Origin of the sequence: Clostridium sp. L2-50, assembly GCF_000154245.1 — a bacterium.
Taxonomy (GTDB): Bacteria; Bacillota; Clostridia; order Lachnospirales; family Lachnospiraceae; genus Coprococcus.
Window position 1 is genome coordinate 207,759 of the sequence record NZ_DS480312.1, and the last position, 12,621, is coordinate 220,379.

General features: G+C 41.3%; 15 protein-coding genes and 1 pseudogene. 2 read left to right on the top strand and 14 right to left on the bottom strand.

What is annotated here, in order from left to right:
- Positions 1-21: 21 nt before the first annotated feature.
- The 5 genes from CLOL250_RS01115 to CLOL250_RS01135 form a co-directional block, all read right to left on the bottom strand.
- On the bottom strand, positions 22-594 hold the full coding sequence (locus CLOL250_RS01115) for a hypothetical protein (RefSeq protein WP_006428276.1): 573 nt from the start codon (positions 592-594) through the stop codon (positions 22-24).
- 218 nt (positions 595-812) lie between these two features.
- Entirely contained in the window at positions 813-1,106 is a 294-nt protein-coding gene (locus CLOL250_RS01120; RefSeq protein WP_006428275.1) for a hypothetical protein, read from the bottom strand.
- Positions 1,094-2,002 (bottom strand): ParM/StbA family protein, encoded by a 909-nt coding sequence (locus CLOL250_RS01125; protein WP_161208660.1) that lies wholly within the window; start codon positions 2,000-2,002, stop codon positions 1,094-1,096. The genes CLOL250_RS01120 and CLOL250_RS01125 overlap by 13 nt, the downstream gene beginning before the upstream one ends.
- Before the next feature lie 127 nt (positions 2,003-2,129).
- Positions 2,130-3,458: a HEPN/Toprim-associated domain-containing protein gene (locus CLOL250_RS01130; RefSeq protein WP_055182926.1), complete on the bottom strand. Its 1,329-nt coding sequence runs from the start codon at positions 3,456-3,458 to the stop codon at positions 2,130-2,132.
- Between the two features lie 102 nt (positions 3,459-3,560).
- Positions 3,561-3,821 carry a hypothetical protein gene (locus CLOL250_RS01135; protein ID WP_008400069.1) on the bottom strand — a complete coding sequence of 87 codons (261 nt, stop codon included), beginning with the start codon at positions 3,819-3,821 and terminating at the stop codon, positions 3,561-3,563.
- A 216-nt stretch (positions 3,822-4,037) separates the two neighbouring features.
- Between CLOL250_RS01135 and CLOL250_RS01140 the strand changes: the two genes are divergently transcribed.
- Positions 4,038-4,289, top strand: a complete 252-nt coding sequence (locus tag CLOL250_RS01140) for a helix-turn-helix domain-containing protein (RefSeq protein WP_015513363.1) — start codon at positions 4,038-4,040, stop codon at positions 4,287-4,289.
- Positions 4,290-4,343: 54 nt separating this feature from the next.
- Here CLOL250_RS01140 and CLOL250_RS14025 read toward each other — a convergent pair whose 3' ends face one another.
- The 3 genes from CLOL250_RS14025 to CLOL250_RS01150 all read right to left on the bottom strand — a co-directional run bounded on the left by CLOL250_RS14025 (position 4,344) and on the right by CLOL250_RS01150 (position 5,416).
- Positions 4,344-4,646 carry a hypothetical protein gene (locus CLOL250_RS14025; RefSeq protein ID WP_274922217.1) on the bottom strand — a complete coding sequence of 101 codons (303 nt, stop codon included), beginning with the start codon at positions 4,644-4,646 and terminating at the stop codon, positions 4,344-4,346.
- Positions 4,612-4,953, bottom strand: coding sequence for a DUF6664 family protein (locus CLOL250_RS14030; protein WP_008400074.1), 342 nt, complete (start codon positions 4,951-4,953; stop codon positions 4,612-4,614). The genes CLOL250_RS14025 and CLOL250_RS14030 overlap by 35 nt, the downstream gene beginning before the upstream one ends.
- A gap of 271 nt (positions 4,954-5,224) precedes the next feature.
- On the bottom strand, positions 5,225-5,416 hold the full coding sequence (locus CLOL250_RS01150) for a hypothetical protein (protein ID WP_044944567.1): 192 nt from the start codon (positions 5,414-5,416) through the stop codon (positions 5,225-5,227).
- Positions 5,417-5,658: 242 nt separating this feature from the next.
- On the opposite strand from CLOL250_RS01150, the pseudogene CLOL250_RS14355 reads away from it, so the two are divergent.
- Positions 5,659-5,823: pseudogene (locus tag CLOL250_RS14355) on the top strand (winged helix-turn-helix transcriptional regulator); the annotation flags it as partial.
- On the opposite strand, the gene CLOL250_RS01155 reads toward CLOL250_RS14355, so the two are convergent.
- The 6 genes from CLOL250_RS01155 to CLOL250_RS01180 all read right to left on the bottom strand — a co-directional run bounded on the left by CLOL250_RS01155 (position 5,755) and on the right by CLOL250_RS01180 (position 12,593).
- Entirely contained in the window at positions 5,755-6,057 is a 303-nt protein-coding gene (locus CLOL250_RS01155; RefSeq protein ID WP_008400078.1) for a hypothetical protein, read from the bottom strand. The pseudogene CLOL250_RS14355 and the gene CLOL250_RS01155 sit on opposite strands and share 69 nt — an antisense overlap.
- 553 nt (positions 6,058-6,610) lie before the next feature.
- Positions 6,611-8,365: a phosphoenolpyruvate--protein phosphotransferase gene (gene ptsP / locus CLOL250_RS01160; protein WP_008400081.1), complete on the bottom strand. Its 1,755-nt coding sequence runs from the start codon at positions 8,363-8,365 to the stop codon at positions 6,611-6,613.
- Complete coding sequence (locus CLOL250_RS01165) at positions 8,355-8,618, bottom strand: HPr family phosphocarrier protein (RefSeq protein WP_008400082.1); 264 nt, start codon at positions 8,616-8,618, stop codon at positions 8,355-8,357. Before CLOL250_RS01165 ends, ptsP begins: the two co-directional genes overlap by 11 nt.
- 181 nt (positions 8,619-8,799) lie before the next feature.
- Positions 8,800-10,863 (bottom strand): PTS fructose transporter subunit IIABC, encoded by a 2,064-nt coding sequence (locus CLOL250_RS01170; protein WP_044944569.1) that lies wholly within the window; start codon positions 10,861-10,863, stop codon positions 8,800-8,802.
- Positions 10,864-10,941: 78 nt separating this feature from the next.
- Complete coding sequence (gene pfkB / locus CLOL250_RS01175; protein ID WP_008400087.1) at positions 10,942-11,844, bottom strand: 1-phosphofructokinase; 903 nt, start codon at positions 11,842-11,844, stop codon at positions 10,942-10,944.
- Positions 11,841-12,593 (bottom strand): DeoR/GlpR family DNA-binding transcription regulator, encoded by a 753-nt coding sequence (locus tag CLOL250_RS01180; RefSeq protein WP_008400090.1) that lies wholly within the window; start codon positions 12,591-12,593, stop codon positions 11,841-11,843. Before CLOL250_RS01180 ends, pfkB begins: the two co-directional genes overlap by 4 nt.
- Between the last annotated feature and the right edge of the window lie 28 nt (positions 12,594-12,621).

The following is a 12,621-nucleotide window of genomic DNA, read 5'->3' on the forward strand; positions in this document are numbered from 1 at the left end:
TTGGTTTCTGTTTTGTGATGTCTATTCTTCTGATTCCGCTTCCTCTGGCTCAGATTCTTCTGCTTCTTCGGTTTCCAGTTCTGTTGGCTCTGCTTCCGCTGGCTCTTCGTTTTCTGGCTCTGTCGGCTCTTCATCTGCTTCAGCTTCGTCCGGTTCTGTCATTTCTCCGTCTGTTTCAGCTTCCAGTGCTTCTGTCTCAGGCTCTTCTGCTTCAGGTTCTACTGACTCTTCATCCGGTTCTGATTTCGCAGTCTCAGGATCTTCCATTTCTGTTTCTTCGGCTTCCTCTGACTCTGCTTTCCATTTGGCTTCTTCTTTTTCGATTGCATCTTCGATAAGCCCGATTAAGAAGTCTTTCTGTTTCATGCCATTCCTGGCGAGGACTGCTTTCAGTCTGGAAAATAAATCCTCGGTTACCTGTACTGCTACTGTTCTTAAATCTGCCATGTTCGTCTTTTCTCCTTTTCTTGTCATGTGTTCTTCGATTACCATTTCAAGGTATTTTGGTATGCTGATTCCTAACTCTTCGACTTCCAGTTTTAGCTTTTCATGCAGCTCTACCGGGATTTTTCCGCATATGTTTTTCATCTCCATTGTGTTCGTTCTCCTTTCTTTTTTCTACATACAACATACCCTAAAACGTGACAGAAAGCTATTCACAATACCCAACGAATATGAGGCTCTCAAAAGCTCCCAAAGGATGCAGATCCAATAACATTCAATAGGCATCACCCCTTTCAAAAATCCGTGATTTATACTAATTTGACTGCTTGAAATTTGGCTATTTTATCACCAGGAAAGACTTGACTTTTTCAGAATGCATCCTCAAGCCCGGAGAGAAAATCCAGCATCTGGGACGGGATTTCTTCCTTTTTTGAAACACTCTCCCCGGAGCCAGAAATGGAAACACCTGCCAGTTCTTCCCGGATTGCCTGCCGGATGCTTTTCTCCAGCTGGTTGTTTTCCTGATCTTTTAAGATCACCTGAACCAGATAGCTGCTCTTCTGTCCATCTGGAACACTTTGCAGGATCTCCCATGCCTTTTTGTGATCTGGGTTATCAAGGTTCAGGCGGAACGAGAAAACGGGTCTCTTTACTTCGCGCACATCTGCCCCACAATCCGCTCATAGCCGGAAGCATTGGCGTGTACGTCTGTCAGGTAAATCTGCCGACACAGCCCGTCCTGCGGTGTCACGTGCCGTTTCAGAATGCTGGCTCCGCCGCCCATGATCACGGACGGAATTGCCTTCAGATCGAACCCGGCTTCCATAATTGCAGACAGTATTTTCTCCGTGTAGAGCCTTCCCTGCCGGACAATGATTTCTTTTGCGGCCGGGTCCATGCTGCAGCTCTGGCCGTTCAGAACACGTTCGATCTGAATATCCGTTACAGACAGTCCGGTATTTCTGCGTACCTGCTCGGTGATCTCATCCACACACCGGATCACACCAAGTTCCAGGCTGCGGCAGGTAGCGGCATTTGGAACACTGTTGTCCAGCCGCATCAGGTCTACGGTCCAGCCACCGATATCTGCGAGAAGAACAGAAGGCTCGTCCCGAACACATTCCGGGTGGAGAGCCAGGGCTGAGTATCCCTGTGGGAACAGTTTTACATCCTGAATCCGGATCTCATAGCTCTCATCCTCGTACCGGAAACGCAGAGGCTGCTCTTTCCGAAACAGATATTCCCGGAAGCCTTTTTTCTCCCTGCCAAAACTTGCCAGTGGAAGACCGGCTGCCAGAACTACATCTGTTTTCCGCTCTCCCCGGCGATAGCGGATTTCTTGGGCAATGGCTGCCATTGTCAAAAGATAATAATTGTCATTGGAAGTCTTACTTCTCACCAGCGTCTGCCGCCCAGTTCCACACACATAAAATTTCCCATTGTACTGCAGGACATTCTGCATGGTATACGGCTCATAATCGTACCCGGTCAGTCCAGTCGGGAAACACACATGGGGAGTTTTGATGGCATAATATCCATGATCGATTCCTATAATGATAAGTCACCACATCCTTTCAGGTTTTTCTTGTTCTTTTCCAGCAGGTGGTCTTTTGGTCTGGAAAAAGAAAAAGGGCAGAACCCCGAAGAGCCCTGCCCATGATATTTGCATTAGTTTACGTTGCTATTTATTGTTCGTTATTAAAAGCGAATACTATTGTTTCTAGTAATTTTTTCATATTTTTCCATTCTTCTGTTTTAAAAACTTCATCACCTCTCTCAATTTTATTACGCATTTCATGAAACTTATGCTTTATATCATCTTTATAAGAAATCACTCCTTGATATAATGCTTCTTCAACATTATTTTTATTTCGTATTCGTTTTCTCGATTCCCATTCAATTGGATAATAGTTCCCACCAGTTTTTATAATGGAATCTGGCAAATACAATTCAATAGAAGCAGCTTTCTTGTTAATGTCATCAGGCACAATTTTCCCATTAGGTGCAATAGTTGGGTATTTATGAAACATTGTAATTTCTGGATATAATAATATTCTAAAATTTGCCGGCCAGTTTTTTATTTCATTTAATAATGAGCATTTACTAGAATATCCCTCTGCATCATTATCAAAAATTGCAATAAAATTTGCTCTAATTTTTGAAAAATAAAAAGTTTTAAGATTTTTTATTACATATGATGTTCCTCCATCTCTTTTTCCACCAGATTCATCACTGAAATCCATAAAATAAAATAAATCTGAAAGATGAGGATATAACTGTGACATCGCAAATTCTAAAATATCTTTATCGCTTGACCCTTCAACAAGAACAATTGTTTTTGAAACGTTCTCTGTCGCTGCTAGTGCTTTGGGAATACAATCATCTGCCCAATTATCCAAATTTGAGAAATCCAATATTATCTCCATATCATTTGCACAATATTCTAGTATAAGTCTGTATACATATTTATAATTGATTATTTCAGGATTTAAAGCATAAAATGATTCGCTATCCTCATCTTTCAAAGAATAAAATATAACTTTGTCACACTCTGTTGTAATATTAACCTCTGAAAGTGTTCCTCCAAATTGTATGTTTCCATTTGCAAGTTCATAAGAAACAATTTTTTTCATTGCATTTTTCCATTTTTTTAATGAAACATTTTTCTTAATCCGAATTTCATTATTCTTGTCCTCTTCATCATAATCTCCCTGTAAATGATACAAAAAAGATGAGTAGTCTACTGCTTGAACCATTTCATCATTAAATATTTTTTCAAAATTATTAAGTCCAAATCCCTGTGCATCTAAGCGTTCTTTTGCACGCCGAACAGTCGTCCTATACATATATTTAGTGTATGTTCCGGCATCTTTATCATCATCGTCTATATTACAATTATTTACTACAATAAGGTCATTTTTTGAAAAAAACAGACTAACGATTTTGCTATCCAAATAGTTTCTAAACCAATGTAATGATAAATTTCCAATTACTATATCTGCATATTCACTCATAATTAGCTTCACACCTTTTCGCTTCATTATTCTTTTACAAATTCATAAAATACAAATCTGCTCTATTGATAATGATATCACAAAAATGTTCTACTGCATATTTTAATTCAATTTTTGAATCCATTCTCTGCTTTCTTTGGGTGCATTTTTACAAAAATTCTGCATCCACATTTTATGCAAGCTAATTTCTGATTCTGTATTTCCTATGTTTCCAACACAGCCCCCCATTTCCTGAAGTGCTTCCAGACAATCCCATTCCTTTTTGAACTCTCCTGCAAATTCCATCCACACTTTTATATGGTATTCCTTAAAACCAAAATGGTAAATCAAGTAGGTCAACCTGTCAAAATCAGCTAACGGCATTTTTTCTTTTTTTCAGCAATAACCTTTTATCATGCTCGCTGCATAGATATAAAAATGCAAGCTGTTCTATCTTTGCCTGCTCCATATATTTCTCCCTTCTCTTCTACTTTGTCTCACTTTTACAACCGATTCTACCTTGTCCAATCGTTAAAATCAATACAGATGGTGCAAAAAGTGAGACAAGCCATCCTTTTACCAGAGAGGAAGAGATTTAAGATGCCAAAGCCAAGGACACAGTCTGGTGAGAAGAATCTGATTAGCCAGCGATTGATTGAACTTCGCAAGACCCACAATATGTCTCAGCGTGATCTTGCCTATAAACTCCAGTTAGCTGGTTACGATATGGATAAAAATGTAATCACCAGAATCGAAACAAACAAGCGTTATGTCACTGATCTTGAATTAAAAGCCATTGCTGAAATCTTTCAGGTTTCATACATATTTCTCATTGATGGCAAAGATGAATAGAAGTGACAAATGGGGAAGTTCCTTTCGTGCTTCCCCATTTTATCCGTCCCTTTTTTACAAATTTAATAGTTCCAGAATTTTCTGCATGCCAGCCTGATATAAAGATTCCGCATATAATATCCATCTCTCACTAACTTCAGTAACGTATTTGTCTATTGTTTTTCGCTTTTCTTTTGATAATCCCATTGTCTGAACCTGTTCTTCATATTTCGATATTTTTTCAAGCATTCCCTGGTACACTGTATTTTCTTTCAGCTGATCTTCAACCTCATCAATCCAGGTATCCAGCAGCAACTCCAGCAGTTTCTTTGTGTCACCGTCATCATTTCCCAATATTGCTTTTTTTAATTTTTCCAAGCATTGCTCCATAGGAGATCATTTGAGCCTGTCCCATATAAAAATGGTACTCTTCTTCTATCATTTCCTTTTCGCTCTCCAGTTGAAAATATCGATGTACTGCCTTATGCTCTTCTTCTGTTAGGCTGATTGACTGATTCGACTCCATAAATGTTTCTATCACTGGATACTTCTCTGTAAGTTCCAGTATTTTCTTTTGCAGTCTCTGGTATTCCGCATCATGCTTTTTCAGATAGGTGCATACCTGTTCTCCTATCCGTATCCCCAGGCACTGCTCATTCCAGATAATATCTGGCTGTGTTGTCATATCGGTGTCTCCCTTCTGTGTAGTTTTCCTGTTCCAAGCACAAGACTATACCACACTTCTGGAAGAAAGCTATTCATCAAACCTACTGAAATCTCCTGGCAGATCCTGTGCAACCTATCCCTTTTCCCACAAAAAACTGGTATGAAAGACTCCTTGTTCTCTCATACCAGCTATCTATTTCTTATTTAACTGAATACACATTCTTTTCTATTCTCTGTGTATCCTGTACTTATTTATGGCAAAAATCAGACTACAGACACGCTATACACTCTTATGCTACATAATCCAGTTTACGGCATCCCGGTTCAAATGTTACATTTGCAAGAAATACTGCTGTCTTATTGGGATCGGTCAGTGGATTCAAAAAGGAATCTCCGATAAAATACTGTGCATATGCTGTATTTGCTGTTCCTGTTCCAAATACGTTCTGCTTCTCAAATTCTTCTCTGCTTGTAGTCTTCATACTATCACTCTCCATCTTACTTAAACCTGCTTCAGAGCTTATGCTCTTATGTTCTGATGTTTCCCGTATTTATATACGAAAAAGGAGCATACCTTTTTCGTACACTCCTATCATACTCTTTGAACCTTACTCCAAGTCAAGAACTTTTTTGTATGAAGTTTTTATGAAGTAAGTATTCTCAGTAGTGAACTACCCATTGTCTAAAGCCAGTGGGATTGCGGTAGTCTTATTTCAACGAACTTAAACGTGATCTGACCGGCATCAGCCAGAAGGTTCTGACCGACAGTCTTCGCTCAATGGAAGAAGATGGGCTGATCCCCCGACCGGGTGCTCTTGCTTTATCTTTTCTTTGCTGCCTTGGCTGCTTTCTCCAGCTTTCGCTTCTTTGCCTGCTCAGCCATGAATAATTTTCTGAGATTTTCCAGCTTTGCAGCCTCCTCTTTTGCGGTATTCAGATCATCTGTGACCCTATCCTGTGCGTCCTGACTGTCAAATCTTACAAACTTCTCAAATACGGTCGGATAAGTGAAAGTCTTTTCTATATTCTCACACTGAAATAAAATACGGATGTGTGTACCATCACATTCAACTACATTCCCCTCACCAAATTTTACATGTTTCACTTTTTCGTTTTCAAACATAACCTATCTTCCTCTCTACCTATTGAAAACATCTCCAACTGCCAATATGTGCCCTGTTTCGTCTTGCCGCTACGGCTAAAAAATAACTTTTTTATTTCAGACTTCTATATTATTAATATTACCAAATATTTTCCATAAAATTCCAGTGCAAATTAATTTTCGTAAGAAATTCGGAAAAAACCACACTCAAGCTTTCAAATTTTGTAAAAAATTTATTCTTGACATTTACCCGGCTATTCAAATATGCAGAAAACCGCCTCAAAAAATAATGCACTTTTAAAGTTCATCCTGCGTTAATTGCAGAAACTTTCATATCTGTTTTGTTTGGAACTATCCGATATATTACAAAAGCAACAGTTACTATATATTACACTATTATGTAGCAAGCCTTTTTCAACGCCGGTCCTTAGCGAGTTGCCATAAGCAAGGAGCTTAGTACCGCTGCGTTGAAATAGAGTGCAAACGACTTGCGGAATAATAGGTGTAATTATAGTACTAGTTGCTTTTAATATCTTTCATTCTGTTCCAAACAAAACAGATATGGGTTTTTCGCTTATCTTGCGGAGGCTTTTAACAGTTCAGCCACTTCAGCTTCTGTGGATAAGGACAATGCTTTTGCTGCAAGAGCATCTGCATCTGCCTTTGACCATTTGGCAATCGTGCCTCTGGTTCTTAAAACAGAAGTTGCCGATACACTGAACTCTCCCAGTCCAAAGGAGATCAGAAGTGGGATCAGTAACGGATCAGCAGCTGCTTCACCACACATACCTACCATGATGCCTGCTGCATTTCCTGCTTCAATAACATTCTTCATAGAACGAAGAACAGCAGGATTGTATGCGGAATACAGATATGCAACCTTGGCATTTCCTCTGTCAACTGCCATTGTGTACTGGGTCAGATCATTTGTACCGATACTGAAGAAATCAGCTTCCTTTGCCAGAAGATCTGCGATCAGGCTGGCTGCAGGAGTCTCGATCATAACGCCGACCTGAATATCCTTGTTATATGCGATTTTCTCTGAATCTAACTCCTTCTTAAGTTCCGCTACCAGTTCTTTTACCCGTCGAATCTCATCCACACAGGTAACAAGCGGAACCATGATCTTAATATCGCCAAATGCACTCGCACGAAGCAATGCACGAAGCTGTACCTTGTAGCTGTCCTCATTTTTCAGACAATATCTGACTGCACGGAAACCAAGGAACGGATTGTCTTCTTTTTCCAATCCGAGATACGGGATATCTTTGTCACCGCCGACATCCAGTGTACGGATAATAACTTCTTTACCCTGCATCGTCTCGGCTGCTGCCTTATATGCTTCAAACTGCTCGTCCTCTGTTGGCAAGCTGTCTGTTCCCATGAACAGGAACTCAGTACGGAATAAGCCTACGCCTTCACCATCAGCAGCTACAACACCCTTGGCATCCTCCGGATTGCCGATATTGCCATATAAAGCTACCTTTGTTCCATCAGCAGTTACTGTATCTTTTCCTCTGTAGATCTCAAGCAGTTCCTTCTCTTTCAGGTAATCTGCACGCTTTGTCTCATATTCTGCGATCTCATCCGTCGCAGGTTCTAAGATGCAAACGCCTTCGCATCCGTCTACAACTGCCATCATACCATCGGACACCTGATCTACGATACCATCTACACTAAGTACAGCAGGGATCTCAAGTGCTCTTGCAAGAATAGCTGAATGAGAAGTCTTACCGCCAATCTCGGTGATAATACCTGCTACATTTTCCTTTACGATTCCTGCTGTCATGGATGGTGTCAGATCCTTTGCGACGATCACTGTACCTGCCGGAACATCTCCGATATTAATATCCGGCGTACCGGTAAGGATCTTAAGCATACGGACACGGATATCTCCTACGTCAGTTGCTCTCTGTCTGGTCAGTTCATCATCTACCTGGGAGAACATGGATACGAACATATCACATACGCTGTCAACGGCTGCTTCTGCACATTCGCCATTACCGATCAACTCCTTGACCTGATCCTGCATAAATGGATCACTCATCAAAACGATATGTCCTTCCAGGATCTCTGCATTATGTTCTCCAACCTTTTCTTTCATTGCATCTGCCATTTTCTGAGTCTTTTCAACAAAAACTTCCATAGCATTCTCAAATCTCTGAAGTTCAGCATCTGTATCTGTTACTGTATGCTGCTTATATTCCGGTTTGCCATCACTGATGATGACAACCTTTCCGATGCCATAACCGGCTGAGCCGCCTATTCCTTTTAACATATCTTCTACCCCGCTTTCCAGATGAAAGAATGCTGTCTGACTATTCGCCAAGGCCGGATTCAACCAACTCTACTGCCTTTGCGAGAGCTGCCTGCTCGTCTTCACCGTCACACTCAATTGTCATCTCTGTTCCACACTTAATACATGCTGCAATGATCAGCATAACGCTCTTTGCGTTGATTCTCTTACCGGCAATATCGATTGTTACGTTACATTTGAACTTTGTCATTTCCTTTGCAAATACTCCTGCCGGTCTCATGTGTAATCCCTGCTCATTAATAACTTTAACTGTCTGTGATACCATAATTATCTTCTCCTTTTTATATCTCTTTTTATTTCTTTTATCATTTGTCCGATTCGGACAAACGCATGATCAACATTGATACTTTTGATTTAATATTTGAAATATTCCTGTTTTATTTATATCCGGCAGGAACAGATTCTTTCTGTTCCCACCGTTATTAAAAAGGATAGGGTTTTTGTTTTTATTCTTCTGCTACATTTTTCTTGATCAGACCGAGCAGTAAACAGGTTACTACAGAACCGATCACCCATGAAAGAATGTAGAATAATGGATGTCCTACTGTTGCAAATACGAAGATTCCTCCGTGTGGCGCCATCAGTGTACATTTGAATGCTGCTGATAATGCTCCTGCTACACCTGCACCAACCAGGGTACATGGGATAACATGAAGCGGATCTGCTGCTGCAAATGGAATCGCACCCTCTGTGATGAAGGAACAACCCATTACAAAGTTAGAAACGGCTGAGCCTCTTTCTGCCTTTGTGAATTTCTTAGGAAACAGCTTACATGCAAGTGCAATTCCCATTGGTGGAACCATACCGCCGATCATTACGGCTGCCATGGAAATGTAACATGCCTGAACGGCTGCATCACTCTGGGATGCACCGGCTGATACAAGGTCTGCTGCTGTAGAAAGCATTCCCGAGCCGAATACATAAGCTGCCTTGTTGATAGGACCGCCCATGTCGATCGCCATCATTGCTCCGAGGATCAGACCAAGGAGAGCTAACAGATTCTTATCTGCAAGTGATGTAAGCATATTGGAAAGTCCTGTATTTATAAGGCCGATCAATGGATTAAAGATAAATACCATCAATACGCCTACAAGGAAAATACCAACTAACGGATAGATCAATGTTGGCTTGATACCCTCTAATGACTGAGGGAACTTTGAACACATCTTCTTTAATAAAAGTACGATATAACCTGCAAGGAAACCTGCAAGAATACCACCTAAGAAACCGGATACTGTATTACCGGAGCCTTCGCCTACAAAACCGAATTTTGCAATAAAATTCTGGAATGGGGAAAGGCTTGCACCTGCCCATATATATTTTGCGATCGCTGCATTACCGGATGAAGCAAGAAGTCCGCCGGTAAATCCAACTGCAAGACCCGGACGATCTGCGATCGAATATGCGATATAACCTGCAAGTACCGGAACCATCAGTCCCATGGACAGATCTCCGACATATTTAAAGAATGCGGAAAGTGGTGTACAGGTACCGAAGTTTGAACCACCGGTTGAACCATATCCACAGATTGTATCGATCAGGAATGCCAGTGCGATCATGATACCGCCACCGATAACGAATGGAAGCATATGGGATACACCGCTCATCAGATGCTTGTAGATCTGACTTCCAACACCGCCTGCGCTTTCTTCCTCTGCTTTCTTTCCACTCTCATGATGCACCGAAACCTTGCCATCGATCACTTTATTGATAAGCTCTTCCGGTTTGTGGATACCATCTGCTACCTTTGTAAAAAGAACTGGCTTGCCGTCAAATCTTGCAGTCTCCACATTCTTATCGGCTGCTACGATAATACCGTCACATTCTTCAATCTCCTTTGCTGTCAGACGATTCTTAACACCGCCGGAGCCATTTGTTTCAACCTTGATCGTAATGCCCATTTCATTTCCTTTTTTCTCAAGGGCTTCCGCTGCCATAAATGTATGTGCGATACCGGTCGGACATGCTGTAACTGCAAGGACTCTGTATCCTGTCTTTTCCGGTGCGTTTTCTTTCTTATCTTCTGTTGCTTCTCCAAGTTCATCCGCGAACTTTTCCATCTCATATTTGCTGCAGATATCTAAGAACTGATCTGCATTCTTTGCTGCAAGAAGTTCTGCTCTGAAGTTCTCATCCATCAGCAACATACTGAGTCTTGATAATACTTCCAGATGTACATCTGCGCCCTTTTCCGGTGCTGCGATCATGAAGAACAGGTTTGCAGGCTGTCCGTCTAATGAATCATAATCTACACCGTCCGGTACTGTCATAGCTGCAAGTCCCGGCTGCTTAACTGCTGCATTCTTGGAATGAGGAATCGCGATTCCCTCTCCAACTCCGGTCGAACCGGATTCTTCTCTTGCAAGAATTCCTTTCTTGAATTCTGCCTTATCTGTTATATTGCCCGATTTTGCATGAAGATCGATCAGATAATCAATCGCTGCGTCTTTAGAATCTACTTTTACACCAAGGGCAATTCCTTCTTTTTTTAATAACTCCCTTATTCTCATACTCATTCTCCTTTATTCAAATACCGGTTTATCAGGATCTGGTCAGGTCAGTCGATTCTTCTCCCTTTTCCCCAACTGTTAAAATTGTCCTAAAAGCTTCTCAACCTGGTCTTTAGTTGCAAGTCCTTCTGAAAATGCGGTTGCGCTGCCTGTTGCTGCGCCGTATTTTAATGCTTTCTTGTAATCATGCTCTGCAAAATAGCTTGCGATAAATCCTGCCACCATGGAATCTCCGGCTCCTACAGAATTAACAACTTTTCCTTTTGGAACGCCCATTCTGTATGTCTCTCCGTTCTCTGTGATCAGCATAGATCCGTCTCCTGCCATAGAGACCGCTACGTTTCTTGCTCCAAGTGCCTGTAATTTCTTTGCATATTCTTCAATCTCCTCATCGGAATGAAGTGTTACGCCAAACATTTCTCCAAGCTCGAAGTTATTCGGCTTGATAAGAAACGGATGATACTTGAGAACATTTAACAAGAGATCCTTCGTAGCATCGACTACGATATCAACCTTCTTGCCTGCAAGTCTTGCCATGATTTTCTCGTACACATCAGATGGTAAAGATGGTGGGATCGCTCCTGCCAGAACCAGACAGTCACCGTCTGTTAAACCATCTAATTTCTTATAAAGTTCTTCCAGTTCTGCATCGCTGATATTGGGGCCTTTTCCATTGATCTCTGTTTCTTCTCCGGCTTTCAGCTTAACATTGATTCTGCTAACGCCATCTGAAACCGTGATGAAATCAGCTTTTACACCAAGGGCAGCGACTCCTTCTTCAATCGCTTTTCCGGTAAAGCCTGCAACAAATCCAAGTGCTACAGAATCTACGCCCAAATTCTTAAGGACTGTCGAAACATTGATTCCCTTTCCACCGTAGAACAGGGCTTCTTCTCTGCTTCTGTTTACCGAACCGATTTCCAGTTTTTCCATTCTGACAACATAATCGATTGCCGGATTGAAAGTTACTGTGTAGATCATTCCTTCATTACCTCCTTTATGACTGTTGCATCTGCATACTTATCATTTACAAGTCGGTCGGTGATAATACACGCCTTCTTGATTCCTGCAAATGTAACCGCTGTAACCTTGTCAAACTTCGTGTGATCGGCAAGGACAACACTTGCATAAGATCGGTTGACCGCTTCCATCTTTACAAGTGCTTCTTCTACATCGACTGTCGTGAAACCGTAATCTGTATGTACACCGTTAGTTCCAAGGAAGCATTTTGAGAAATTGAACATCTTCATATTATTTACAGCATCTGCACCTACCGTAGATTCTGTGACCGGCTTTCCGAGTCCTCCGATCATGTATGCCCGAAGTCCTTTGTTCATCAGCCGTTTGATATGTGCAATTCCGTTTGTGACAAATGTCGCTCTGGTTGATTCCAGATACTCGATCATCCATCCGGTACTTGTTCCTGCATCTATGAAAATAAAATCGTCATCATTGATCATATTCACCGCATACCGCGCAATTGCTTTCTTTTCTTCCACACAGAGCTGCTCTTTTACACTGACCGCAATCTCATCTGCAATAAACTGGTGTGCAACTGCTGTAGCTCCTCCGTGTACCTTATTCAGTTTTCCCATTTCATCGAGAGCGATAAGATCCCGCCTTATGGTTGATTCTGATGCTCCTGTGCACTCTGTCATTTCTGCAACTGTGATCGTTCCTTTGTTCTTCAGAGCTTCCAGTATCTTGTTATATCTTTCTTCCGTAAGCATATATATTGGTCTCCTTATTATCAAATCA